This window comes from Arthrobacter sp. 10N43 (genome assembly GCF_056394525.1).
On sequence record NZ_JBFTIA010000005.1, the window covers coordinates 367,476 to 391,345 of the forward strand.

Sequence of the window (23,870 nt, forward strand, 5' to 3'; positions counted from 1 at the left end):
CACTCTATGGGAAACAGTGCAACTAATGCGGGCGGCCACCGCGAGCGCAAACGGGCCGCAACCCGGGCGGCCATCACCGCCGTCGCCCGTTCCCTCACCGCCGAACGCGGCCTCAACGGCTACACCGTGGAGGAAGTCTGCGAGCGCGCCGGCATCTCCCGCCGGACCTTCTTCAACTACTTCCCGGCGAAGGAAGATGCGATCCTCGGCCACGTCGACGACGACTTCCCCGAAGAAGTCGTGGCGCGGTTCATGGCGGGCGGTGCGGGCTCACCGCCCGGCGAAATATCGGCTTCCCTGCTCGCCGACCTCGTCCGTCTCTCCCTCGACCTGGCCGAACGGATGAGCGGCTCCGAAGAGGAGACGCGCCAGCTGATCGGGGTGATCAAGAAAGAGCCCCAGTTGATGCTCCGGATCATCGGCGCCTCAGAGGAACGCGAGGCCGAGTTCGCCCTCCTGCTCGCGGCCAGGGAAGGCGTTACCGCCGACCATCCCGTGGTCCGCATGGCCGTGGTGGTCCTGGGAAACATCGCCAGGAGGACCAGCGCCGACTACTTCTCCGAAGGCAACACCCGGCCGTACAAGGACATGTTGATCGAAAACATCTCCGCCGCCCGCGCGCTGTTCTCCCTCCCGTTCGACCCGTCCCACTTCGACCTGTCCCCAACGGACGCCGTCCCCTCCGACGGCGTTCTCTCCGACAGCGTCCCCTCCAATACCGTCCAGCCCATCTCCTCCGAAGGAGCGCAATGAGCGCCGCCGTCAGCACCAAACCAGCAGCCGAGCCGCTGCTGCTGACCCAGAAACGCATCTGGATCATCTTCTCCGCCCTCATCGCGGGCATGCTCCTCTCCAGCCTCGACCAGACCATCGTTTCCACTGCCATGCCCACGATCGTCGGCAAACTCGGCGGCGTGGAACACCAGGCCTGGATCACCACTGCCTACCTGCTGGCCACCACCATCGTCATGCCGATTTACGGAAAGTTCGGCGACATCCTGGGGCGCCGGAACCTGTTCCTGGTCGCCATCGGACTCTTCACCCTCGCGTCCGTCGGCTGCGCCCTCGCCACGGACTTCTGGGGCTTCGTGATCTTCCGCGCCATCCAGGGCCTGGGCGGCGGCGGCCTGATGATCCTGTCCCAGGCCATCATCGCCGACATCGTTCCGGCCAAGGAACGCGGCAAGTACATGGGTCCGCTGGGCGCCATCTTCGGCCTCTCCGCCGTCGCCGGACCCCTGCTGGGCGGCTTCTTCGTGGACCACCTGACCTGGGAATGGGCCTTCTACATCAACATCCCGATCGGCATCGCCGCGTTCACCATTGCCTGGTTCACCCTGACGCTGCCGAACAAGAAGGCCGAGAAGCGCATCGACATCCTCGGTGTGCTGCTGCTCTCCGCCGCCACCACCTGCCTGATTTTCTTCACCGACTTCGGCGGCAAGAAGGACGAGGGCTGGGATTCGCCGCTGACGTGGGCCTTCGGCGCCGGTCTGGTGCTCGCCGCTGCCGCCTTCGTCCTGGTGGAGCGCCGGGCCGAGGACCCCATCATTCCGCTGAGCCTGTTCAAGAACCGCATCTTCGTGAACTCCACGGCCATCGGCTTCACCCTGGGCCTGGGCATGTTCGCCGCGATCGCGTTCGTCCCGACGTTCCTGCAGATGTCCTCCGGAACTTCCGCCGCGGAATCCGGCCTGCTGATGCTCCCCATGATGGTGGGGCTCATGGGGATGGCCATCTTCTCCGGCATCCGGATCTCCAAGACCGGCAAGTACAAGATGTTCCCGGTCCTCGGGGCCACCCTGACCATTGCGGCAATGCTGTGGCTGACCACGCTCACGGCCGCCACCCCCATTTGGGTCATCTGCGTGCAGCTGTTCATCTTCGGCGCCGGACTTGGCTCGATCATGCAGGTGATTGTCCTGGTGGTGCAGAACTCGGTGCCGGCGGACCAGATCGGGACGGCGACGAGCACCAACAACTACTTCCGTGAGGTTGGCGCGTCCCTCGGCGTCGCCGTGTTCGGCTCCATCTTCACTACCCGGCTCGCCGAATCCCTCACCAACGCCTTCACCGGCGCCGGGGCATCCGCCGAGCAGGCGTCGCAGTCCACTAGGACCATGGACCCGCAGATGCTCAGCCAGCTCCCGGCACAGCTCAAGGACGCGATCGTCAACGCCTACGCGGATTCACTCGCCCCGGTCTTCTGGTACCTGTTGCCGTTCCTGGGCATCGCCCTGATCCTGGCACTGACCCTCAAGCAGATTCCGCTCTCGGACACCGCTGGAATGGTGGCCCGCGGCGAAGCGGTAGGCGGCGAGGAGGCCGAGCGGCTCGAGGCGGAACGGGCGGCGGCCCGCAACGCCGCCGACGGCGCGGACAGCAATGACGGGGAACCCAGTAGGGACGAGCCCGGCACCGACAACCCCGGGACCGAAGGCCACACGCACGGCGAGGAACTCACCCGTCTGCGGGGCTGATCGTCCGTAGTTGGCGTCTGCCGACAGTCAATGCCTGCAGGGGCGCCGCAGTCTTGGGGGTTGCGGCGCCCCTGCTGCGTTCCCGGCCGGTCAGCGCCGGTCAGCAGGCGGGCGTCCGGTCAGCAGGCGGGGCCCGGTCAGCGACGGTAGTGGACCTCGCCGGCGGGGTCGGTGGCCTGCCGGATCATCTCCAGATGCCCGGGCATAAGGTCTGGGATGTCCTCCGGATGGAACCATCCGACGTCGAGGGATTCATCGTCATTGACCCGGGCCTCTCCCGAGACAAAGCGGCAGCGGAACACCAATGTCAGGAAGTGGCAGACGTCGCCGTTGGGATAGCGGGTGGGACCCACGGCGTCCACCGAGACCAGCCGCTGCACCTCGGCCACGACGCCGGTCTCTTCGAAGATCTCCCGCAACAGCCCCGGAGCGGGGTCCTCGCCCGGTTCCAGGATCCCGGTAATCAGGCCCCATTGTCCGTTGTCGGCCCGCTGGCCGAGCAGGACCCTGCCGGCGTCGTCGAACACCACTCCCCTGACGCCGGGCAACCAGAGGGGTTCGTGTCCGATCTTCTCGCGCAGTCTCAGGATGAAATCCGGGGTGGCCATGCGTCAGCCTAACCGGCCGGAATCAGCAGCATGGCGGCCGCCGTGCCGGCCAGCATGAACGGTCCGAAGGGAATGGCCGACTGGAGCGTGCCGCGGCGTGCGGCGAGCATTCCGACACTCCACAGGCCGCCCAGGACGAACGCCGCCAGGGTCCCGGCCAGAACGTGCTCCCAGCCGAGAAACCCCAGGTACATCCCCAGGACGCCGGCAAGCTTCACATCGCCGAATCCCATTCCCGGCGGATACACCGCGTGCAGGAGGAAATAGAAGAGCCAGAGTGCCGCCCCGCCGGCGAGGACACGCAGCCCCGGGACTCCGAACGCCCCGGCGTCCGCCGTGCCGGCCATGTCCTGCCCGCCGGGAAGAAGCAGGCTGGCGGCCGCACCCAGCAGGAGAACTCCGGCGATCGCATAGGAAGGAAACACAATCCGGTCCGGCAGCAGGTGGTGCCGGACGTCAATGACGGTGAGCCGGACGGCCATCACGGCGAAATAGGCGCACGCGGCAAGGGCGAGCCAGAAGGCCAAAGGGCTGGCGGCGCCCAGGGTGCCGAGTCGTTCGATCACTCTCGGATGCTACTGGATATTCGTCGGGCCCGGCGGTCCCCGCGCGTAAACTGTGGATATGGCCGCATGGGACAGTAGGGACCGGAACGGAGCGGCCGCGCCCCGCGGCCCGGGGGACCAGGCGTCGGCCTTCCGGGACCTGTGCCGGTCCTCACCCTGGAAGTGGCAGTCGCTGAGGTTCGAGTACCTCGACCGGCCCCTCGCGGCTTCGGCGGGCTCCCTGACGGCCGTGCCCTCTCCCGACGACCTCGTCCGAGGGTGGCTGCGCAGGCCCGGTGCCCTGCGGCTGGAGACCGCCGGCGGCCTCGTGATCGGCAGCACCACCGGCATCAATGATTCCCGCGGCGGTCAATATGTCAGTTCCACGCGGAAGACCTGGCTCCTGCCGCCGCATCTGGTCACCCCGGTGTACGACGACGACGGGCTGGTCCGCCGCCGCCCGGAGGCAGCCTACGGCGAGCCCTCGTTCGGCAACGGCCGCTTCGCCGCCGTCCTGGACCCCGTCGAGCTAGCGGGGAACTCACCCGTTCCGTTGGAGTTCCCCAATTCGAACGCTGTGGAGCTCGGGCCCATCACTGAGGTTGACCACGAGGGCCGGCCCGCCCTGGAAACCACGGTCAGCCCGAACCTTTCATACCGCCCCGCCGATCCCGTGGCCCCGCTGTGCAGGCCCGGACACACGCTTCTGAGGATCGACTCCGGCACGGGCGTCTGCGTCGCGAGCCGCTGGCTGGACGCGCCCGGAGGCGGCAACGCGCAGGACGGCTACGGCCACTGGCTCAGGATCCTGGGCGTCGATGAATACATGCTCGATGACCTGTTCCTGGCCGAATCGATGAACCTCACAGACGTCCGGCGCCACATCAGCTGGGACGTTCCCGCCGAGTAGCCGGCCTGTGACTGGCATCCGCGCGCCGGCACCGTTAGGCTTCCCCGATGACTGAACCCGCCGGCTATTGGCCCCCTTTCGGCCTGACCCTCACCACGCCGCACCTAGAGCTGCGCCCCATCCGCGACGAGGAGATCCCCGCCGCGGTTCAGGCCGCCCTGAGCGGCGTGCACGAGCCGGGCCGGAACCCGTTCAGCAACCCCTGGACCGAAGCCCCGGCCCACGAGCTCGGGACCAACATGGCCCAGTGGTACTGGCGGTGCCGCGGCACTATGAGCCCCGAGGACTGGACCCTCCTGCTCGGCATCTGGCACAACGGCGACTTCGGGGGCTGCCAGGACATCGCGGCCAAGAACTTCGCCACCCTCAAGACGGTCACCACGGGCTCCTGGCTCCGCCAGAGCGTCCAGGGCCGCGGCCTCGGCAAGGAAATGCGGGCCGCCGTCGCCCTCTATGCCTTCGACTGGCTCGGCGCGGAAGTGGCGGAATCCGAGGCGGCCGCCTGGAACCAGCAGTCCCTGGGCGTCTCACGCTCCCTCGGCTACGAGCTCAACGGCGTCACCCGCGCCGCCTGGGGCGGCAAGGCCCAGGACGTCCAAAACGTCCGCCTCACCCCAGCAACCTTCAAACGCCCCGACTGGAATCTGCAGGTAAAGGGCCACGAAGCAACAGCGAAGTACCTGGGCATCCAGAAATAGTAACAACGGCTCCGCAGCGGTGCTACCGCGCCCCGCCATCCCATAGACACCGCCCCTTCGCTGTGTGCCGTGGTTGGGTTTGCGGTGCTGCGGCGCCCCGCCATCCCAGAGACACCGCCCCTTCGCTGTGTGCCGTGGTTGGGTTTGCGGTGCTGCGGCGCCCCGCCGTCGCTTAGACACCTCCCGCCGCTACGCTGCGGTCGCTGGGCGACCTTCGCTTCGCTTTGGTCGGCGATGCGCTCCTTAGCGGAACACCGCAACCCCGCGAAGGTGGGAGGCTCACCAAGCCGGGATGCTCCCCATTCGAAAAGTAGACTGCCGCACTCGCCGGGACGCGGTCTTTCGTAAAGGAGCGCATCGCGGCGCATCGGACCCCGGAGGTCGCCCAGCGACCGCAGCGGGTCCCCATGCGCCGTGTCTAAGCGACGGCGAAAGGCCGCGTCCCGGCGAACCCAACCACGGCACCGGCAACCACAGCACGTCAAATAAGGCACCCAACAACGGCGAAGGGCCGTGGTCCGGTAACCGGACCACGGCCCCAAGGGCGAGCCTAGATCTCCGCCCCCTCCAGCAGCTCCGTCACCAGGGCCGCGATCGGCGAGCGCTCCGAGCGGGTGAGCGTGACGTGGCCGAACAGCGGGTGCCCCTTGAGCGTCTCGACGACGGCAGCCACGCCGTCGTGCCGTCCGACCCGCAGGTTGTCCCGCTGGGCAACGTCGTGCGTGAGGACAATCTTCGAGTTCTGGCCGATCCGGCTCATCACCGTCAGCAGCACATTCTTCTCCAGCGACTGCGCCTCGTCGACGATCACGAAGGCGTCGTGCAGCGAGCGTCCTCGGATGTGCGTCAGCGGCATGACCTCCAGCATGCCGCGGTCCATCACTTCCTCCACGACTTCCTGGCTGACCAGCGCGCCCAGGGTGTCAAAGACGGCCTGCGCCCACGGGTTCATCTTTTCCGCCTCGGACCCGGGCAGGTAGCCCAGTTCCTGGCCGCCCACCGCGTAGAGGGGACGGAACACGATCACCTTGCGGTGTTCCCGGCGCTCCAGCACGGCCTCCAGGCCTGCACACAGTGCCAGCGCGGACTTGCCCGTTCCGGCCCGGCCGCCCAGGGACACGATGCCGACCGACGGGTCCATCAGGAGGTCGATGGCCAGCCGCTGCTCGGCCGAGCGTCCGTGGAGTCCGAAGACGTCGCGGTCCCCCTTGACGAGCCGCACCTGCTTGTCCGCCCCTACCCGTCCGAGGGCCGAGCCCCGGCTGGAAAGCAGCACCAGCCCGGTGTTCGTGGGCATCTCGGCCGCGGCCGGGATGAAGACCGGCTCGTGCCCGTACAGGGTCGCGACCTGGTCCTCGCCCGCGTCGAGCTCGGCCACGCCGGTCCAGCCGGAGTCCTTGACGAGTTCATTGCGGTATTCGTCGGCCAGCAGCCCCATGGCCGAGGCTTTGACGCGCATCGGCAGGTCCTTGGACACCACCGTGACGTCGCGGCCCTCGTTGGCCAGGTTCTTGGCCACGGCCAGGATGCGGCTGTCGTTGTCCGCCCCGCGGAAGCCGGCGGGCAGCACCTCGGCGGAGATGTGGTTCAGCTCCACCATGAGCGTGCCGCCGTCGGGGCCTAGCGGGATGGGGCGGTCCAGGCCGCCGTGCTCGAGCCGCAGGTCATCCAGCAGCCGAAGGGCCTTGCGCGCAAAGTAACCCAGTTCCGGGTCGTGGCGTTTTCCTTCGAGCTCGGTGATGACGACGATTGGCAGGATGACTTCGTGCTCGGCGAAACGCAGGAGGGCCCGCGGATCGGAGAGCAGCACGGAGGTATCGATCACGAAGCTGCGGGCCGTGCCCCGATTCCCTGTTCCTTCCCCGGAAACAGCAAGACCGGCCGCAGCATCTTTACGTGCCGCACCGGTCTTTGAGGTGGCTCGCTTGGCGCGAGAGGTAGCTTTCTGTCCCTGATCTCCCTGATCGGAAATAACGTCGGGCAGTTGCTCAGAAATAGCCACATCGACTCCAGCCCCGGGGCAAATGCCCGGATTTGTTATTGGTGAGGCGGCTCGGCCTGGAGGCCGGACGCGGCCTCCCATACACCCGGTGCGAAAATCCGCTCCATGTACTGGCCTCCCCGATCGGCCGGCGAATTGCCCGCCGATGGGATAAACGTACGTCTCCGGGGCCGGGTTTGTCCGATAATTTTTCGGCGATTCTTGTTGCCGTCTCGTGAACTCCGTGTGAACGGCTCAGGCGCCGAAGCGGCGCTGCCTGCCGGCGTAATCGCGCAGGGCCCGCAGGAAGTCGACCTTGCGGAACGCCGGCCACAAAGCCTCGCAGAAGTAGAACTCACTGTACGCGCTTTGCCACATGAGGAACCCGGACAGCCGCTGCTCTCCGGAGGTCCTGATCACGAGTTCCGGGTCCGGCTGGCCGCGGGTGTAGAGAAACCGGGAGATGTCGTCCACGGTCAGGTCGTCGGCGAGTTTGCCGATGTCCGCTCCGCGGCCGACGGCGTCGTGCAGCAGTTCCCGGACGGCGTCGACAATCTCCCGCCGTCCGCCGTAGCCGACGGCGACATTGACGTGCAGCTTTTCCTGCGCAGGCGTGCGCGCCGTGAGATTGTTCAGGCGCTCGGCGAGGTAGTCCGGCAGCAGTTCGGGGGCGCCCATGGCGTGCACCGAGATGTTGGCGTCCTCGTCCAGCCGGTCCAGGGTGTTCGCGATGATCCCCATCAGGAGGTCCAGTTCCTCACCGGAGCGGTTCATGTTGTCCGTGGAGAGCATGTACAAGGTGACAACCTTGACGCCGAGTTCCTGGCACCAGCCGAGGAATTCGTGGATCTTGTCCGCACCGGCCTGGTGTCCCTGGCTGGTGGGGGCGTTGAACTGGCGGGCCCAGCGCCGGTTGCCGTCGACCATGACGCCGACGTGCCGGGGGATGCGTTCCGGGTCGAGGGAGCGCTGGAGCTTGCGCTCGTAGAAGCCGTAAAGGAACCCGGGCATTTCCATCCGGAGTTTCACCTGGCTTCCTTGAGGTCCTTGTTCAGTGCACATCCTAGGGTACCCGCCGGAGGCCCCTGCCGCGCGCAGCTTCGACTGTGAACGAGCCCGGAACTCTTATTACCCATCAGTAACTTACTAGTGCGTAAGATATTATTGCGGCATGGAAAGCAACAGTTTGGAGCCGCGGCCGGAGCCTTCGGCGCAGCGGGGAACCCCGGTGGACGACGCCGCGGTGAAGCTGGCCGAGCTGCTGATGATCAAGCCCAAATGGCGCGGCTGGATCCACACCGTGACGGCCCCGTTGGCGCTGGCCGCCGGGCTGGTGCTCGTTATCCTGGCCCCGCCAGACCTTAAGGTCGCCTGCGCGGTCTATGCCGTCACCGGTGTGCTGCTGTTCGGCGTCAGCGCCGTCTATCACCGCGGGAACTGGTCACCGCGGGTCAAGATGGTGCTGAAGCGGTTGGACCACACGAACATCATGCTGGTGATCGCCGGAAGCTACACACCCCTTGCCTGGGCCCTGCTGGACCGGCAGCAGGCCGAACTGCTGCTGTGGGTCATCTGGTCAGGCGCCATCCTCGGTGTGCTGTTCCGCCTGCTGTGGACCAACGCCCCGCGGTGGCTCTACGTGCCGATCTACATCGCCCTGGGCTGCGGGTCGCTGTTCTACCTCCCGGAGTTCTTCGCGGCCAACGCCGCCTCGGCGGTGCTGATCTGCGTGGGCGGCGTCCTGTACATCACCGGGGCCGTCTTCTACGCCCTGAAGAAACCCAACTTCAGCTACAAGCACTTCGGCTTCCACGAGCTGTTCCATGCCCTGACGGTCTTTGCCTTCGCCGCGCACTACATCGCCATTGCCATCGCGGTCCTGAGCTGACCCTGCCCGCCCGCCGGCCGGCCGCGGATTCTCCCCACCTTTGAGGCAGCGACGGCGGGAATCACCGGCAGCTTTGCCCGACACTCCGGACACCGACGTCAAAGGTGGGGAAATTCCGACGGCGCGGGACGGCTGGGGGCAGTCTGGCCCCAGGCGGGCGGTCCCGCCGCGATGAGCCCGGGCAGCTGCCGCATGTCGGAGAAGACTGTTGTCCCGGTGCCCGCCAACCGTTCGGCCGGCGTGACGCCTCCGGCGTAGGCGAAGACGTGCATTCCGGCGGCCCGGGCGGCCTGGACGCCGTAGGCACTGTCCTCGACGACGGCGCACCGCTGCGGCGCGGTGTCCAGGCTCGCGGCGGCGTGAAGGAACAGGTCCGGTGCGGGTTTGCCGTTGGCAACCTCCGTGGCGCTGTAGATACGGCCCTGGAAGCGGTGCAGCAGGCCGGTCTTGCCCAAGGTCCGGCGCATTTTTTCGTGGCTGCCGCTGGAGGCGACACAATGCGGCAGGGTCAGCCGGTCCAGGGCTTCCTCGATGCCGTCGACCGCTTCGAGCTCGCGCTCAAACGCGTCCCGGTACCAGCGTCCGTAGTCCCGGTCCCAGCCCTCGGCCAGCCGCACACCGAGCTGCTGTTCGACGGCGGCGACAAAGTGCGCCTCGGACTTCCCGACAAACCGTTCCACAATTTCGTCGAGCTCCAGTTCCCAGCCAAGATCGGCCAGCACCCGCTGGTCCACCCGGATGGAGATCACCTCGGAATCAACCAGCACGCCGTCGCAATCGAACACCACCAGCTCAAAACCGTCCTGATTTCTCATCAGGCCATCGTAGCCAGCCGCTCGCGGACTCCTTCGACAGAACCCGTGGGCAGGTCGCAGACCATGCCGCGGCACAGGAACACCTGCGGGGCGCCGTCCGGGCCAGCGCCCCGGCCGCGCAGCAGCGGCACTTGTGGGGCGGCGTCGTCGTCCTGGACCGCAACCACCAGTCCCGGGCTGGCCGAGAGCAGCAGCTCCCGGTGCAGCGCGGCCCGTTCTGGCGTGTCCGGGCCGGTGACGGCGGCCTCGACGGGGCCGGCGAGCGCGGCCTGGGCGGTCGCGAGCAGCCAGCCGGCCGCGCGGGGCGCCCGGGCCGCAAGCGCGGGCACCAGCAGGGCGAGGATGTTGGCCGCCAGGGTGCGGTGTTCGGACGAACCGGAGAGCGCTGCGTGGGTCACCAGGGCGCCGGCCAACGCGGCGGCACCGCTGGGGGTGGCGCTGTCGAACGGGTCCATGCCGTCCCGGCCGCCCTGGGCGGCCGTGACCTGTGTGGACTCCCCCGCCGCGTCCTTCAGGATTCCGTTGGCCGCGAACCGCGTGCAGGCGGCGTCCAGCACAGCTTCGGCCAGGTCATACCAGCGGGTGTGGCCGGTGACCCCGTAGAGCGCGAACAGCCCCTCGGCACACAGGGCGTAGTCCTCCAGCAGGCCGCCGATTCCGCGCGCCACGCCGTCGTGGGAGACGCGCATGAGCCGGCCGGGCCCGCCCGCCGCGGGGCGCCAGTGCACGCGCTCGAGATAGGCCGCGATCCGTTCCGCGGCGTCCACGAGCTCCGGCCGCGCCAGGACGGCCCCGGCGTCGGCGAGCGCCGCGATGGCCAGCCCGTTCCAGCCGGCCACCACTTTGTCATCCCGGCCCGGCTGGGCCCGCCCGCTGCGCGCCTGCTCCAGCAGCGGACGCACCCGCTGCCACAGGGCGGCGTCTTCGCCGGTGATCTCCCGGCCCGGATGCAGCGGCGAACCGCCGGCCTCCACGCTCCCGGGCGTGCGGACGTTCATGAGGTCCGCCACGGCAGCGCCGTCCTCCTGGCCCAGGAGCTCCTCCAGCCCGGCGGGGGTCCACAGGTAGGTGGCCCCCTCGGCGTGCACGCCGTCCACCACCGTATCCGCATCAAGGGACGACGCCAGGGCCACGACTTCCACGTCTGCGGCGGGGTCTGTCGACCGGCCTGTCGCCGGATTCGCCCCCACCCCAAGCCGGGCCAGGAGCCAGTCGGCGGTGCGCCCGGCGGTCACTGCGGCCTCGTCCGCCGGATATTCCGGGGTGCCGCCCAGCCGGACCCAGTGGACATAGGCGCGCAGCAGCTGGGCGTTGTCGTAGAGCATTTTCTCGAAGTGCGGAACGGACCAGTCGCCGGTCACCGAATAGCGGGCGAAGCCGCCGTCGAGCTGGTCGAACAACGCCGAGCGGGACATTGCCGCGAGGGCGCGGCCCGCCATGTCCCGGGCCGCGGCGGCGGTGTCGGCGGCGGTGTCGGCTTCGGCGTCCGGTGCCAGGGTGTCGAGAGTGTCCGGGGCGCTGGGAGCCGGCCGTACGGCCGCCGCGTGCCGGATCAGGAACTCGAGCACGGCCGAGGGCGGGAACTTCGGCGCGCCGCCGAAGCCGCCGTGGGCCGGGTCCTCGGCACCGGACAGTGCGGCAACGGCTTCGCCCAGGAGCGCCGCGTCCAGGGGTTCGGGCGGCCCGTCGAGGCGGACGGCGGCGGCGGGCTGGGATGCAGCGATGCCGCGCGCCAGGGTGGCGGCGTTGGCTTCGACGCCGCCGCGGCGTTCGGCCCAGGCCTCGCTCACGGCCTCAAGGACCTGGCGGAAGGACGGACGGCCGGGCATGGGCCGGGGCGGGAAGTAGGTGCCGGCGTGGAAGGCGCGGCCGTCGGGCAGGAGGAAGACGGACATCGGCCAGCCGCCCTCGCCGCTGATGGCCTGGGTGGCGGCCATGTAGACGGCGTCGACGTCGGGGCGCTCTTCCCGGTCCACCTTGACGGAGACAAAGTGGGCGTTCAGGTAGTCGGCGGTGTCCTGGTCCTCGAAGGATTCATGGGCCATGACGTGGCACCAGTGGCAGGCCGCGTAGCCGATCGAGAGGAACACCGGCACGTCCCGGGCGGCCGCCGCGGCGAAGGCCGGGTCGCCGAACGGCTGCCAGTGCACGGGGTTTCCGGCGTGCTGGCGCAGGTAGGCCGAGGGTTCCGCCGCGAGGGCGTTCGAGGCCCCGGACAGCCTGTTGGGGGAACCGCCGTCAGCGGCTTCCGGGTCCCGCATCGCCGTTGACCTCCGGCCGGGAAACCCCGCCGTCCGCGGGCAATGCGCTGCCGTCCGCGGGGAGCGCGGCCCCAAGCGTTCCCGCGTCCTCGGCGTCGGCACGCTCGGCTTCCACCTGGGCACGGTAGCGGACCCGGCGGATGCGCCGCACCATGTCCACGATCAGCAGCGCGGTCAGCACCACGATGAAGGCTGTCAGCAGGAAGCCCAGCAGACCCGGGCTGACCTGGTCCTCGGACAGGCCCGGCCGCAGCGACGGCGTGGGGGTCGGCGCCGGTGTTGTGGCCAGGGCGATGAGCAAGGAATGCACGTGAAAACCTTCTGTGGAAACTGGTGTCTTTTCTACGGTGTCTATTCTGCAGTGTCCCGCAGCGTCTTTTCTACACCGGATAGAAGAGCCCTTTCGTCTCTATCTTAGCCCGGCAAAGACGTCCGTTTCGGGCAGGTCCGTCGGGATCCGGGACTCGATCAGGGAGTAGTCCTCCCACGGCCAGACCTTGCGCTGCATGGCCGCGGATACCGCGAAGAAGAATCCCTCCGGGTCCACCTGGGTGCGGTGGGATCGGAGCGCATCATCCCGGGCTTCAAAGAAGTCTCCGCACTCGATCTGGGTGGTGGTGGGGTGCGTCGGCGGCGGCGGGGTGTGCCCCTCGGCGTCGGCTTCCAGCCAGGCGGCCAGGCGCTCGGCGTACGGTGACTGCAGGCCTGCTTCCTCCAGCGCGGAGTGCAGGGCGCGGAAGCGGTCCGGGCTGAACGCGCGGTCGTAGTAGAGCTTGCTGGGCTCCCAGGGTTCCCCGTTGCCCTGGTACCGGGCGGGATCGCCGGCCGCCGCGAAGGCTTCGACGGCCACCCGGTGGGCCATGATGTGGTCCGGGTGCGGATAGCCGCCGTTCTCGTCATAGCTGAGGATCACGTGGGGTTTGAAGTCCCGGACCATCCGGACCAGGGGCGCGGCCGCACGTTCCAGCGGCTGCAGGGCGAAGCACCCGGCCGGGAGGGCCGGCAGGGGGTCGCCCTCCGGCAGCCCGGAATCGACGAATCCGAGCCAGCGCTGCCGGATCCCGAGGACCTTGGCAGCGGCATCCATCTCGAGCCGCCGCGCCCCCGCCATGTCGCGCTTGGGGTGCGGCTCTGCCTCCATCGCGGGATTCTGGATGTCGCCGCGGGAACCGTCGGTGCAGGTGGCCACCAGGACGTCCACTCCAGAGGCTGCGTACATCGCCATCGTGGCGGCCCCCTTGCTGGATTCGTCGTCGGGATGAGCATGGACCGCCAGCAGGCGAAGCGGTGCTGACGGGCTGGGGGATGCAGTCATCGTGGGACGGCTCCTCTTTCTGCTGTTCTGCTCTGTTGGGGTGCGGCGTGATCTGTGCGCTCAGCCGCCGCGGAAACTTCCCGGTCCGATCCACACTAAACTGGACTGGTGACTTCCGAGGATCAGCCTGCCGCGCCGGCACCTACCAGCCTAGCCAATCGTTACGGTGGCCAAAAGCGCGCGCTGACGCGCAAGGGCAAACGCAACATCCTGATCGCTGCCCTTGCCGTGGGCATCGCCTTCCTGGCTTGGGTTTCGACGTCGGCGGCCACCAACAGCGTCAGCTTCAAGGACGTCGGCTACAGCACCCCTGACGCGACGGTGACGGAAATCGACTTCCAGGTCACGAAGGATCCCGCCGCGGACGCGAAATGCGCGGTCAAGGCGATGGATTCCAAGTTCGCGATTGTCGGCTGGAAAGTCGTGGACATCGGGCCGAACGCGGCCGACGCCGGCACGGACGGCGGACGCACCACCGCCCACCGCACCCGGCTGCACACGGAATCCCAGGCGGTCTCTGCCGTCGTGGACAGCTGCTGGATTCCTGCCACGGGACAATAGCCCGCGGCACCCACCGGATAGCAGCCGCGCCCAAGCAACAGCGAACCAACACCGAACCAGCACCGAACCGGTCGGCCGGCCGGCAACACGGTGTGATCCACGCCGCAGCCCTCTTTGGTTTATCCACAGGATTGACTACAATGGATCAATACCTTTCCCCCGCTGAGCTGGTTACTGCGTCATAAAGTGGCCACCGTGGCGGGGTCTTTTCTTGTATGACCACCAAAGGAGAAGTCCGTGTCTACCACCAACAGCGCAACTGCGGCTTGGCTTACCCAGGAAGCTTTTGACCGCCTGAAGGCAGAGCTGGACCACCTTTCCGGCCCCGGCCGGGCAGAAATCGTCCAGAAGATCGAAGCCGCGCGCCAGGAGGGCGACCTCAAGGAAAACGGCGGTTACCACGCGGCCAAGGAGGAGCAGGGCAAGATCGAGGCCCGCATCCGCCAGCTCACCGCACTTCTCCGGGACGCCCACGTCGGCGAGTCCCCGGCCGACGACGGCATTGTGGAGCCTGGCATGCTCGTCGTGGCCAAGATCGCAGGCGACGAGGAAACCTTCCTGCTCGGCTCCCGCGAGATCGCCGGCGACTCGGACCTGGATGTCTTCAGCGAGAAGTCCCCCCTCGGCGCCGCAATCGTCGGCCACAAGGAGGGCGACAAGCTCAGCTACACCGCCCCGAACGGCAAGGACATCACTGTGGAGATCATCTCCGCCAAGCCGTACGCCGGCTGACACCGCAGCGCGCCTGTGTTCCGTCACGGGAACACATTCACGAAACACGACGCCGGTCTCCCCTTTGCGGGGAGGCCGGCGTCGTGTTTTGCGCCTGTTGGCCGTTGCGGGTTGGCCGGGCAGGTTGGCTGGGCAGCTTGGCGGGGCAGACCGTCCGCCGGTCTTCCCGGTGGGTCAGGGTCCGGAGGTCAGCGCCCCCGGGCGCCGGGTGCTCAGCAGCAGCGCGGCTGCGACGCCGCCGATCGCCCCGCCCAGGTGCGCCTGCCACGAGACGAAACTGGCCACGGTGGGCAGCACGCCGAACAGGATGCCGCCGTAGGCCATGAACAGCACCACTGAGAGTACGATCTGCCACCAGTTCCGGTTGATGAAGCCACGGACCAGCAGGAACGCGAAAAGCCCGAACACCAGGCCGGACGCGCCGACTGTGACGCTGGCGCCGCCGATGAGCCACACCACCAGCCCGGATGCCAGCCAGCTGGCGGCCAGGGCGGTGATGAAGACCCGGCGTCCGGAGAGGAACACCAGGAACCCGAAGATGATCAGCGGGAGCGTGTTGGACATCAGGTGGGCGAGGCTGGAGTGCAGCAGCGGAAAGGTGAGGATGTCCAGGATCCCGTCCAGGCTGCGCGGCCGCAGCCCGAAGGTGCGGTTCAGGGAATGGAACATGGCGGTGTTGACGATCTCGATCAGGTAGAGCAGCACCACGAAGGAACCCACCACCAGCAGTCCCCGGCGGGCCCGTACCGCCGTGCTGTCCCCCACCCGCTGCGGTCCGTCCGGGGACGCCTCCGTCACCATGGCCCCTAGTGCACCACGATCGGCTGGAAACCCTCGGCGCGCAGTGCCGCAAGGACCTGGCTGCAGTGCTCGTGGCCCTTGGTTTCCAGGTTGACGGTGATGGAGACGTCGCCCATGCTGATGGAGCCGCCCACCCGGGTGTGGTCCAGGCCGGTGACATTGGCGTCGTTTTCGGCAATGATCCGGGCGATCGTGGCCAGCGAGCCCGGACGGTCATCGAGCATCATCCGCACGGTCATGTAGCGGCCGGCGGCGGAGAGGCCGCGCTGGATCACCTTGAGCATCAGCATGGGGTCGATGTTGCCTCCGGAGAGGACCACCGCCACGGTTCCGGGGTTCTCGATCTTGCCTTCCATGAGCGCGGCGACGCCGACGGCTCCGGCCGGTTCCACCACCATCTTGGCGCGCTCCAGCAGGAAGATCAGCGCCCTGGCCAGGGCGTCTTCGCTGACGGTGACGACGTCGTCGACCAGTTCGCGGATGATGCTGAACGGCAGCTGGCCGGGCCGGCCGACGGCGATGCCGTCCGCCATGGTGGACACTTTTTTCAGCGGGACGAGGGCGTCCGCGGCGAGCGAGGGCGGGTATGCGGCAGCGTTCTCGGCCTGGACGCCGATGATGCGGATGTTGCGGCCCAGTTCCTTGGCGCGCGCCTTCACGGCCACGGCAACGCCTGCCAGGAGGCCGCCTCCGCCGACGCCCATGAGGATGGTGTCGACGTCGGGGACCTGCTCCAGGATTTCCAGCCCCACTGTCCCCTGGCCGGCGACGACGTCGACGTCGTCGAAGGGGTGGACAAAGACGGCACCGCTTTCGTCGGCGTACCGCTTCGCTTCGGCCAGCGCCTCGTCAACGTTGTGGCCGTGCAGCACCACCTCGGCGCCGTGGCTGCGGGTGGCCGCAAGCTTGGGCAAAGCGACGCCGAGCGGCATGTAGATCCGGGCCTTGATGCCGAGGCTCTTGGCTGCAACGGCCACGCCCTGGGCGTGGTTTCCTGCGGAGGCCGCCACCACGCCACGCTTCTTTTCGGCGTCGGAGAGCTTGGCCATCCGAACATAGGCGCCGCGGACCTTGAAGGAGCCGGCGCGCTGCAGGTTTTCGCATTTGAGGAAGACCTCGCCGCCAACCGTGCTGCCGAGGGCCCGCGAGGATTCCACCGGCGTCCGCGTAATAATCCCGTCGAGCAGCTTCTGCGCCTCCAGGACAGCGTCCAGCGTGACGGGCAGGCTCTCAAGGGTATTCACGAACTGTTCTCCTTCTTCGGATCAGGCGTCGGTGCCCCGTCCGGCATCGCTGCCCGGAGCACCGCTGGTGGGTGCGGCGCCCTCGCGGCCGGGGGTTCCGCCCGGCAGGTGGACGTCTGTGAAGGTGGTGTCGGCGCCGGGTTCGAGGGCAGGGCTGCCCTCTGGCCCCGCGGTTGCCAGCACTTCCTCATGTTCCCACGTTCTGCCGGCAATGTAGCGAATCGACGAGTTTGCTACGGCGAGGATCGGCACGGAGAACAGTGCGCCGGGGATCCCGGCGAGGTAGGAGCCCGCCGCGACGGACAGGATTACGGCCACCGGATGGAGGGACACGGCCTTGCCCATGACGAGCGGCTGCAGGATGTGGCTTTCGAGCTGCTGGACGCCGAGCACGATCGCCAGCATGATCAGTGCGTTGACGGGCCCGTTGGCGACCAGGGCCAGCAGCACCGCGATCGCGCCCGTGACCAGCGCACCGACCACCGGGATGAAGGAACCCAGGAAGACCAGCACGCCCAGCGGCAGCGCGAGCGGCACGCCAATGATGGCGGCGCCGACGCCGATTCCCACGGCGTCCACGAACGCGACGAACATCTGGATGCGCGCGTAGCTGACCATGGAGGCCCAGCCTCGCCGGCCCGCGCCGTCCGTGGCCCGGCGCGCCTTCCGGGGCATGAGCCTGACGAGGAAGGCCCAGATCCTGTCCCCCTCGAGCAGGAAGAAGATCAGCACGAACAGCGCCAGGACCAGGCCGGCCGCGAAGTGTCCGGCGGTGCTCCCGAACGTCAGGGCCCCGCTGAGGATGCTGCTGCTGTTGTTCTGCAGTGCGGCGGTGGCGTCCTGGACGTACTTGTCGATCTGTGCGGCGGTCAGGTGGAGCGGGCCTTCCGACAGCCAGGTCTGGACCTGCTGCACGCCCTCGAGCGCCTGGGACCACAGCTCGCCGAAGCCCTGCGTGAGCTGGCGCCCGACCAGGGTCAGGGCACCGACGATGATGCCGATGAAGCCGAGAACGGTGATGGCGACGGCGAGCCCCTTGGGCACTCTGCGGTTGGCCATCCAGCGCACGGCAGGGCTGAGCAATCCTGAGAGGAGCGCGGCCACCATGATCGGGATGATGAGGAAGCTGACGTGGCTGAGCAGCCAGACCAGGCCGCCGGCCACAAGCAGGATGAGTCCGGCGCGCCACGCCCAGGCGGCGGCGATCCGCACCCCGTAGGGAATGTCCTGGTCAATCTCGCTGTCCGTCAGCACCCGGCCCGCGGCACGTGCACCGGCCCCCGCAACGGAATAGGAGGGGCTTGTGGCGGGTGCGGCGTCCTCAGCTGGCGTCATAGCCCCATAATTCCGCAGCGGGCGGTTAATAGGAAACCAGCAACCAGGCGCGGGCTCAGAGCCGTCGGCGTCAGCCCGCGGTGGCCGTCAGCGAGGCGGAGATGCCCCAGGTCATGGAGAACTGCTCCCCCGGCGCGAGCCAGCGCAGTCCCTCGCCGCTGTTGAAGGCGTTGGCAGGCCCGGTCATCGGCTCGATCGCGACCGCCTTCGACCGGCCCGGAAATTCCGTCGTCACGAAAACATGGACGTAGCCGCAGCCCTCGTCCTGCCACAGGCTCACCGTCCGCCCGTCCGGTGAGTGCAGCGTGTGGCGGGCAATGCCGCCGTCGAAGGCCAGGTCCGTGTAGGCCGAATCGAGGTCCAAGGTCCCCACCAGCCGGCCGCCGCGCAGGTCGAATTCGCCGCCCACCGGCTCGGTGCTCCGCGGGATGAGGCGGTCATCGGCAACCAGCCGGGTCCGGGCGTCCACGCTCACCGTGAGGTCCTCGCTGGGCACATCGCCCAGCCGCAGGTACGGATGGGCGCCGAGCACGAAGGGCGCAGGGTCCTGGGAGTCGTTGATGAGGGTTTGGCGCACCACCAGCCCCAGGTCCTCCGCAAGTTCGTAGCGGACGCGGTGCCGCAGCAGGAAGGGGTAGCCGTGCTGCGGGAAAACGGCCGCCTCCAAGGTGACGGAGAACTGGTCCTCATCCACGAGTTCGTAGGAGGAGTTCCGCAGCAGCCCGTGGCTGGCGTTGTTGCGGGAGACCTCGGTGATGTCCAGCTGCATCTTCTTGCCGTTGAGGTACCAGACACCGTCCTCCACGCGGTTGGCCCACGGTGCCAGCGTGATCCCGGTGGCACCGGCGGAAATGTCGGCGTCGCCGTAGGTCTCCGTCAGGGCCGTGCCGCCGCGGCTGTAGAGCCGCAGGCCGGCGGCGAGTTCGGTCACGACGGCCAGGGCGTCGCCGCGCCGGATTTCGTACTGCCGCCCGGACGCATACCGCCGCATGGTTTCATTCACGCCGTCGTCGGGGCCGGCTGCCGAGGGTGTCACTGAGAAGTCCATGGTGACCACCGTACAGAGGAGCCCGGCAACCCGTATACCTTGGTTCCATGACTTCCAGCAGCGCAGGAGCCAGGCCATGAATCCGTCCCTGGACAGCAGCGGGCTCGCCGCCCGGTTTGAGTCGGTCTTCGGCGCCCGGCCCGACGGCGTTTGGCGGGCACCGGGACGCGTCAACCTCATTGGCGAGCACACGGACTACAACGAGGGCTTCGTGCTGCCGTTCGCAATCGACCGCTCAGCCCGGGTGGCGGTCAGGGTCCGGCCGGATTCCACCGTGCGTATGCTCTCCACGTTTGGGAACCAGGGGCTGACCACCGCAGACACCGGCTCCCTGGCCCGCGCCAGCGCCCGGGGCTGGACAAAGTACCCGCTGGGGGTCATCTGGGCCCTGCAACAGCTGGGCCTCCCGATTCCCGGAGTGGACCTGCTCCTGGATTCCGATGTTCCCCGCGGCGCCGGCCTGTCCTCCTCCCACGCCATCGAATGCGCCGTGATTTCCGCATTGAACGAGCTCATGGCCGCCGGCCTCTCCCCGCAAGACATGGTCCTGGCCACGCAGCGCGCGGAGAACGACTTCGTCGGCGCGCCCACCGGCATCATGGACCAGTCCGCCTCGCTCCGGGCTACGGCCGGGCATGCCGTTTTCCTGGACTGCCGGGACCAGAGCGTCCGGCTGGTGCCGTTCGACGCCGAGGCCGCCGGGCTGGTGCTGCTGGTCATCGACACCCGGGTGTCGCATTCGCACGCCGACGGCGGGTACGCGGCCCGGCGGGAATCGTGTGAGCTCGCCGCCGAGGTGCTCGGCGTGGCGGCCCTGCGCGACATCGGGTTGGAGGACCTTGAGGAGGCCAGCGGGCTCCTGGACCCGGAGACGTTCCGCCGCGCCCGCCACGTGGTCACCGAGAACGACCGCGTGCTGCAGACGGTGGAGCTGCTGGACACCCTGGGCCCGGCCGCCATCGGCCCCCTGCTGGACGCTTCCCACGCCTCCATGCGGGATGACTTCGAGATCTCCTGCGCCGAACTGGACCTCGCCGTCGACACGGCCCGCGGCGCGGGTGCGATCGGCGCCCGCATGACCGGCGGCGGCTTCGGCGGCTCAGCCATCGCGCTCACCCCGGCGGCCTCGGCCCGGCAGGTGTGTTCCGCCGTCGAACAAGCCTTTGCCCGGGCCGGGTACGCGGCGCCGGAGATCTTCAGCGTCAGCCCCGCCGCAGGGGCAATGCGGCTGGCATAGCCGGGGCGTAGTCTGGGCGCATGCCAGAAGCCGTCATCGTTTCCACCGCCAGAAGCCCTATCGGGCGTGCGTTCAAGGGGTCGTTGAAGGACGAGCGGCCGGACGATCTGGCCGCCGCCATGGTCACCGCGGCCCTCGCCAGGATCCCGGCGTTCGACGCCGCCGCCGGGCCGGGCCGCGGCCTGGACGACATCTATCTGGGGTGCGCCGAGCCCAGCGGCGAGGCCGGCTCCAACATGGCCCGCGTGGTCAGCATCCTGGCCGGGCTGGACGACGTTCCTGCCGCCACCATCAACCGGTTCTGCGCCTCGAGCCTGCAGACGCTCCGGATGGCCTTCCACGCCATCAAGGCCGGCGAAGGGCACGCGTTCGTCTCCGCCGGCGTGGAGGCAGTCTCCCGCTACCGGGACTGGGCCGGGGCGGGCGAGACGGACGCCAGCACCCACAATCCGCGGTTCGAGGCCGCCCGGAAGCGCACCGAGGCCAGGGCCGCCTCCAACGCGCCGTGGACCGACCCGCGCCTGGGCGGCCGGATGCCCGACGTCTACATCGCCATGGGCCAGACGGCGGAGAACGTCGCCACGAGCTACGGCATCAGCCGCGCCGAGCAGGACGCCTGGGCCGTGCTCAGCCAGAACCGGGCCGAGGCGGCCATCGCCTCCGGGTTCTACGCCCGCGAAATCACGCCCTACACCCGCACCGACGGTTCCGTGGTGGACCGCGACGATTCACCGCGGCCCGGCGTGACCGCCGAAGCCGTCGGCGCCCTGCAGCCGGTCTTCCGCAGCGGCGGTACCGTGACAGCCGGGAACGCGTGTCCGCTCAATGACGGGGCCGCCGCCGTCGTGGTCATGAGCGACGTCCGGGCCCACGAGCTGGGCCTGGAACCCCTGGCCCGGATCATTTCCACCGGGGTCAGCGCCCTGTCCCCGGAGTTGATGGGCATGGGCCCGGTGGAAGCGACCCGCCGGGCGCTCACGCTCGCCGGGCTGAGTATCCGGGACATCGACCTCGTCGAACTCAACGAGGCGTTCGCGGTCCAGGTGGTGGCCAGTGCCCGGGAGCTCGGCATCGATCCGGAGAAGCTCAACATCCACGGCGGCGCCATCGCCCTCGGCCACCCCTTCGGCATGACCGGCACACGCATGACCACCACATTGCTCAACGGGCTCCGCGCCCGGGACGCCTCCCTGGGCCTGGCGACGCTGTGCGTCGGCGGCGGCCAGGGCATGGCGGTGGTGCTGGAGCGGCTCGGCTGATCGAGTTGCCGCTGGAGGCGTCCATTTGGAATGCGTGTCTCGGGCAGCAGCTCCCGCAAACGCGAGGAGCCCCGCCATTTGGCGGGGCTCCTCGGTGTTTACAGGCGTTTGAGAACGACGGCGGTCAGTCGTCGCCACGGAGGATGGCCAGCAGCCGGATGATTTCGACGTAGAGCCAGACCAGTGTGACCGTCAGGCCGAAGGCGGCGGTCCAGGAGAAGCGCTGCGGGGCGCCGGCGTTGATGGCAGCCTCGATGCTGGTGAAGTCCATGATCAGGGAGAAGGCGGCCAGGCCGATCGCCAGGATGCCGATGAAGACACCGAGCGGGATGCCCATGATCGTCACGCTGGTGCTCAGGCCGAACGGCGTGGTCACTGCCCCGGTCATCATCATGAACATGTTGACCAGCGCGAACACGGCATAGCCGATCAGGGCGATCATGAAGAACCGCATGACTTTGGGCGTGGCCCGGACCTTGCCGCTCTTGAACAGCACCAGCGTCACGGCGAAGACGGACAGTGTCCCGACGACGGCCTGGATGCCGACGCCCGGGTACAGGTTGTCGAGGATGCGGGTCAGGCCGCCGAGGAAGAACCCTTCGAGCAGGGCGTAGGCCAGGATCAGTCCGGGCGAGGGCTGCTTCTTGAAGGTGTTGACCATGGCGAGGGCGAAGCCGCCGAGGGCGCCGAGGATCATCAGCAGGGATCCGGTGCCCTGCGGGACGGCGAGCGCCACAGCGGCGCCGACAACCAGGATGCCGAGGCACCCGGCAGTCTTGACGATGACGTCGTCGTAAGTCATCCGGCCGATGTCAGCCGGACCGGCCGCCGGGCGGTTGTAGAGGTCCTGGAGCTGGTCCTGGGTCATGCCCTGCTGCGCGGAGCTCCACGCGCCCTGGGCACCCGCGGCCTGGCCGTAGGCGTTCTGGCCGTAGGGGTTCTGGCCGTAGTTCTGTCCGTACGGGGCCTGCGGGGCAGGCGGGGCCTGGGTGGCTTCGCGGAAATTCTTTCCGCTGAAGATCGGGTTTCCGCCAGTTGCCATTGCGGGTATCCTCCAAGATTTAGGGGTAGGTGATGAACCGGTGCGAAGCGGACTATAGAAAGGGGTTCTATATAGTCACGCTACCAATTCCCACGGCCGACCGGGAGGGATAGTTCCCCGCCCGGGCCGCCGCAACCGAACCGTGACCTAAGTCAGCGGAGCCTGCGGCGCCCGCTGCGCACCGCTGCGGTGCCCGCTGCCAGCATGGTTGCCTGTCCGTCGCCACGGAAGTCGTCGAACCGTTTCGACGGGTCCACCTTCGGCACCGGAAGCGGTCCGGGAACCGGCGCCGGGGTTCCCGTGCTGCTGTTGACGATGACGTCGTCAATGTAGATGTCGCCCATTTGCTGATCGTGTTCGGAGCCCAGCTGGAGCGTGTCGACCGTGGCCGCGGAAATACTGACCGTGCCCGCATAGACGGAACGGCCGTCCCACCAGATCTGGACGGTGGTCCCGGGACCGTTGGGGACCACGTGCATGACCAGCCGGTGCCAGGAATCGGTGGGGACGTCCTGCCTCAGCGTGGTGTAGGCGAATCCTGCCGGTGACGAAGTACGGAGCACCAGCTCATGGGAGATGTTCTGACGGAACACATCCATGACGCGGACGCCACGGGAAAAGAACCGGAAATACGGAACATTGTTGCCCTCCACTCCCTCAGCGGCGATGTTGAACCAGCCGTCCGCATACGCCTCAGTCGCCCCGGCCGCCAGGCTCACGGTCAGCCTTGCCAGGGAGCCGGGGGCAGCGGTGGTATGCAGGAGCGCAGCGCAGTTTCCTGAGTGCGAGGGACCAGGGGACGCCGAGGCATTCCCCGTCCCGGAGGTGGAGACGCCGAACCCGTCCAGGGTGCCTGTCTCGAAGTTGGAGGCTGCGGCCATGATCCCGGGATAGGGATCCGTGACCGGCGACGTCGAGGGGACGCAGGCCTGCGCCCCGGCGGTCTCGGGGCCAAGGCTAAGCGCCGGGAGACCCAGGATCGCCAGCACAAGCGATCCCGCGAGGCACAGCTTCACCGCCCGGTTCATCAGTCGGCCCTCCACGATCGGCCCCCTGCCAAGGGCGCCGGCCCGGGTTTTGGAGTTCCGGGGCTGGCGCTCTTCGCACCAT

At 68.4% G+C, this 23,870-nt stretch carries 23 protein-coding genes; 9 read left to right on the forward strand and 14 right to left on the reverse strand.

Translation table 11 applies throughout. The features are described from left to right. The first annotated feature begins 6 nt into the window (after positions 1–6). Positions 7–753: a TetR/AcrR family transcriptional regulator gene (locus AC1DDO_RS13285; protein WP_476867675.1), complete on the forward strand. Its 747-nt coding sequence runs from the start codon at positions 7–9 to the stop codon at positions 751–753. Further along, positions 750–2,480, forward strand: coding sequence for an MDR family MFS transporter (locus AC1DDO_RS13290; RefSeq protein WP_476867676.1), 1,731 nt, complete (start codon positions 750–752; stop codon positions 2,478–2,480). Before AC1DDO_RS13285 ends, AC1DDO_RS13290 begins: the two co-directional genes overlap by 4 nt. Before the next feature lie 137 nt (positions 2,481–2,617). Here the strand turns inward: AC1DDO_RS13290 and AC1DDO_RS13295 are convergent, their stop codons facing one another. Together AC1DDO_RS13295 and AC1DDO_RS13300 are read right to left on the reverse strand one after the other, a co-directional pair. Then, positions 2,618–3,088 carry an NUDIX hydrolase gene (locus tag AC1DDO_RS13295; protein ID WP_476971995.1) on the reverse strand — a complete coding sequence of 157 codons (471 nt, stop codon included), beginning with the start codon at positions 3,086–3,088 and terminating at the stop codon, positions 2,618–2,620. Positions 3,089–3,096: 8 nt separating this feature from the next. After that, positions 3,097–3,654: a prepilin peptidase gene (locus tag AC1DDO_RS13300; protein ID WP_476971996.1), complete on the reverse strand. Its 558-nt coding sequence runs from the start codon at positions 3,652–3,654 to the stop codon at positions 3,097–3,099. Between the two features lie 58 nt (positions 3,655–3,712). Between AC1DDO_RS13300 and AC1DDO_RS13305 the strand changes: the two genes are divergently transcribed. Together AC1DDO_RS13305 and AC1DDO_RS13310 are read left to right on the forward strand one after the other, a co-directional pair. Beyond that, positions 3,713–4,543 (forward strand): hypothetical protein, encoded by an 831-nt coding sequence (locus AC1DDO_RS13305; protein ID WP_476971997.1) that lies wholly within the window; start codon positions 3,713–3,715, stop codon positions 4,541–4,543. Positions 4,544–4,590: 47 nt separating this feature from the next. Then, a complete protein-coding gene (locus tag AC1DDO_RS13310; RefSeq protein WP_476971998.1) occupies positions 4,591–5,241 on the forward strand; it encodes a GNAT family N-acetyltransferase in 651 nt (216 codons plus the stop codon). A gap of 550 nt (positions 5,242–5,791) precedes the next feature. Here the strand turns inward: AC1DDO_RS13310 and AC1DDO_RS13315 are convergent. Both AC1DDO_RS13315 and AC1DDO_RS13320 read right to left on the reverse strand, forming a co-directional pair. Further along, positions 5,792–7,243 (reverse strand): PhoH family protein, encoded by a 1,452-nt coding sequence (locus AC1DDO_RS13315; protein WP_476971999.1) that lies wholly within the window; start codon positions 7,241–7,243, stop codon positions 5,792–5,794. A gap of 234 nt (positions 7,244–7,477) precedes the next feature. Next, a complete protein-coding gene (locus tag AC1DDO_RS13320) occupies positions 7,478–8,239 on the reverse strand; it encodes an isoprenyl transferase (RefSeq protein WP_476867711.1) in 762 nt (253 codons plus the stop codon). 154 nt (positions 8,240–8,393) lie between these two features. Here AC1DDO_RS13320 and trhA point away from each other — a divergent pair, with 154 nt between their 5' ends. Then, positions 8,394–9,110, forward strand: a complete 717-nt coding sequence (trhA, locus tag AC1DDO_RS13325) for a PAQR family membrane homeostasis protein TrhA (RefSeq protein ID WP_476972000.1) — start codon at positions 8,394–8,396, stop codon at positions 9,108–9,110. 98 nt (positions 9,111–9,208) lie between these two features. Here trhA and AC1DDO_RS13330 read toward each other — a convergent pair whose 3' ends face one another. The 4 genes from AC1DDO_RS13330 to mca all read right to left on the reverse strand — a co-directional run bounded on the left by AC1DDO_RS13330 (position 9,209) and on the right by mca (position 13,501). Then, positions 9,209–9,925 carry an HAD family hydrolase gene (locus tag AC1DDO_RS13330; RefSeq protein WP_476972001.1) on the reverse strand — a complete coding sequence of 239 codons (717 nt, stop codon included), beginning with the start codon at positions 9,923–9,925 and terminating at the stop codon, positions 9,209–9,211. After that, the gene (locus AC1DDO_RS13335; RefSeq protein ID WP_476972002.1) at positions 9,925–12,186 is read right to left on the reverse strand and encodes a thioredoxin domain-containing protein; all 2,262 of its coding nucleotides are present in this window, start codon (positions 12,184–12,186) and stop codon (positions 9,925–9,927) included. Before AC1DDO_RS13335 ends, AC1DDO_RS13330 begins: the two co-directional genes overlap by 1 nt. Next, positions 12,164–12,496: a hypothetical protein gene (locus AC1DDO_RS13340; protein WP_476972003.1), complete on the reverse strand. Its 333-nt coding sequence runs from the start codon at positions 12,494–12,496 to the stop codon at positions 12,164–12,166. The genes AC1DDO_RS13335 and AC1DDO_RS13340 overlap by 23 nt, the downstream gene beginning before the upstream one ends. 99 nt (positions 12,497–12,595) lie before the next feature. Then, positions 12,596–13,501 carry a mycothiol conjugate amidase Mca gene (gene mca / locus AC1DDO_RS13345; protein ID WP_476972004.1) on the reverse strand — a complete coding sequence of 302 codons (906 nt, stop codon included), beginning with the start codon at positions 13,499–13,501 and terminating at the stop codon, positions 12,596–12,598. A gap of 108 nt (positions 13,502–13,609) precedes the next feature. On the opposite strand from mca, the gene AC1DDO_RS13350 reads away from it, so the two are divergent. Together AC1DDO_RS13350 and greA are read left to right on the forward strand one after the other, a co-directional pair. Then, positions 13,610–14,062 carry a DUF4307 domain-containing protein gene (locus tag AC1DDO_RS13350; protein WP_476972005.1) on the forward strand — a complete coding sequence of 151 codons (453 nt, stop codon included), beginning with the start codon at positions 13,610–13,612 and terminating at the stop codon, positions 14,060–14,062. Positions 14,063–14,299: 237 nt separating this feature from the next. Further along, positions 14,300–14,794 carry a transcription elongation factor GreA gene (greA, locus tag AC1DDO_RS13355; RefSeq protein ID WP_441410287.1) on the forward strand — a complete coding sequence of 165 codons (495 nt, stop codon included), beginning with the start codon at positions 14,300–14,302 and terminating at the stop codon, positions 14,792–14,794. A 174-nt stretch (positions 14,795–14,968) separates the two neighbouring features. Here the strand turns inward: greA and AC1DDO_RS13360 are convergent, their stop codons facing one another. The 4 genes from AC1DDO_RS13360 to AC1DDO_RS13375 all read right to left on the reverse strand — a co-directional run bounded on the left by AC1DDO_RS13360 (position 14,969) and on the right by AC1DDO_RS13375 (position 19,222). Continuing rightward, positions 14,969–15,595, reverse strand: coding sequence for a rhomboid family intramembrane serine protease (locus AC1DDO_RS13360; protein ID WP_476972006.1), 627 nt, complete (start codon positions 15,593–15,595; stop codon positions 14,969–14,971). Between the two features lie 5 nt (positions 15,596–15,600). Further along, entirely contained in the window at positions 15,601–16,839 is a 1,239-nt protein-coding gene (gene ilvA, locus AC1DDO_RS13365; RefSeq protein WP_441410285.1) for a threonine ammonia-lyase, read from the reverse strand. Positions 16,840–16,860: 21 nt separating this feature from the next. Further along, positions 16,861–18,174 carry an AI-2E family transporter gene (locus tag AC1DDO_RS13370; RefSeq protein WP_476972007.1) on the reverse strand — a complete coding sequence of 438 codons (1,314 nt, stop codon included), beginning with the start codon at positions 18,172–18,174 and terminating at the stop codon, positions 16,861–16,863. A 70-nt stretch (positions 18,175–18,244) separates the two neighbouring features. Further along, positions 18,245–19,222, reverse strand: a complete 978-nt coding sequence (locus AC1DDO_RS13375; protein WP_476972008.1) for an aldose 1-epimerase family protein — start codon at positions 19,220–19,222, stop codon at positions 18,245–18,247. A gap of 76 nt (positions 19,223–19,298) precedes the next feature. Between AC1DDO_RS13375 and galK the strand changes: the two genes are divergently transcribed. After that, positions 19,299–20,459 (forward strand): galactokinase, encoded by a 1,161-nt coding sequence (gene galK, locus AC1DDO_RS13380; RefSeq protein WP_476972009.1) that lies wholly within the window; start codon positions 19,299–19,301, stop codon positions 20,457–20,459. Positions 20,460–20,479: 20 nt separating this feature from the next. Continuing rightward, positions 20,480–21,718 (forward strand): acetyl-CoA C-acetyltransferase, encoded by a 1,239-nt coding sequence (locus AC1DDO_RS13385; protein ID WP_476972010.1) that lies wholly within the window; start codon positions 20,480–20,482, stop codon positions 21,716–21,718. Between the two features lie 124 nt (positions 21,719–21,842). Here the strand turns inward: AC1DDO_RS13385 and AC1DDO_RS13390 are convergent, their stop codons facing one another. Together AC1DDO_RS13390 and AC1DDO_RS13395 are read right to left on the reverse strand one after the other, a co-directional pair. After that, positions 21,843–22,760: a Bax inhibitor-1/YccA family protein gene (locus AC1DDO_RS13390; RefSeq protein ID WP_476972011.1), complete on the reverse strand. Its 918-nt coding sequence runs from the start codon at positions 22,758–22,760 to the stop codon at positions 21,843–21,845. A gap of 152 nt (positions 22,761–22,912) precedes the next feature. Then, a complete protein-coding gene (locus tag AC1DDO_RS13395; protein WP_476972012.1) occupies positions 22,913–23,803 on the reverse strand; it encodes a hypothetical protein in 891 nt (296 codons plus the stop codon). Positions 23,804–23,870: the final 67 nt, after the last annotated feature.

Coding starts and splice junctions, on each gene's coding strand:
- AC1DDO_RS13285 (WP_476867675.1), top strand. CDS start 7: ATGGGAAACAGTGCAACTAATGCGGGCGGCCACCGCGAGCGCAAACGG.
- AC1DDO_RS13290 (WP_476867676.1), top strand. CDS start 750: ATGAGCGCCGCCGTCAGCACCAAACCAGCAGCCGAGCCGCTGCTGCTG.
- AC1DDO_RS13295 (WP_476971995.1), bottom strand. CDS start 3,088: ATGGCCACCCCGGATTTCATCCTGAGACTGCGCGAGAAGATCGGACAC.
- AC1DDO_RS13305 (WP_476971997.1), top strand. CDS start 3,713: ATGGCCGCATGGGACAGTAGGGACCGGAACGGAGCGGCCGCGCCCCGC.
- AC1DDO_RS13310 (WP_476971998.1), top strand. CDS start 4,591: ATGACTGAACCCGCCGGCTATTGGCCCCCTTTCGGCCTGACCCTCACC.
- AC1DDO_RS13320 (WP_476867711.1), bottom strand. CDS start 8,239: ATGGAAATGCCCGGGTTCCTTTACGGCTTCTACGAGCGCAAGCTCCAG.
- trhA (WP_476972000.1), top strand. CDS start 8,394: ATGGAAAGCAACAGTTTGGAGCCGCGGCCGGAGCCTTCGGCGCAGCGG.
- AC1DDO_RS13330 (WP_476972001.1), bottom strand. CDS start 9,925: ATGAGAAATCAGGACGGTTTTGAGCTGGTGGTGTTCGATTGCGACGGC.
- AC1DDO_RS13335 (WP_476972002.1), bottom strand. CDS start 12,186: ATGCGGGACCCGGAAGCCGCTGACGGCGGTTCCCCCAACAGGCTGTCC.
- mca (WP_476972004.1), bottom strand. CDS start 13,501: ATGACTGCATCCCCCAGCCCGTCAGCACCGCTTCGCCTGCTGGCGGTC.
- AC1DDO_RS13360 (WP_476972006.1), bottom strand. CDS start 15,595: ATGGTGACGGAGGCGTCCCCGGACGGACCGCAGCGGGTGGGGGACAGC.
- AC1DDO_RS13370 (WP_476972007.1), bottom strand. CDS start 18,174: ATGACGCCAGCTGAGGACGCCGCACCCGCCACAAGCCCCTCCTATTCC.
- AC1DDO_RS13375 (WP_476972008.1), bottom strand. CDS start 19,222: ATGGACTTCTCAGTGACACCCTCGGCAGCCGGCCCCGACGACGGCGTG.
- galK (WP_476972009.1), top strand. CDS start 19,299: ATGAATCCGTCCCTGGACAGCAGCGGGCTCGCCGCCCGGTTTGAGTCG.
- AC1DDO_RS13385 (WP_476972010.1), top strand. CDS start 20,480: ATGCCAGAAGCCGTCATCGTTTCCACCGCCAGAAGCCCTATCGGGCGT.
- AC1DDO_RS13390 (WP_476972011.1), bottom strand. CDS start 22,760: ATGGCAACTGGCGGAAACCCGATCTTCAGCGGAAAGAATTTCCGCGAA.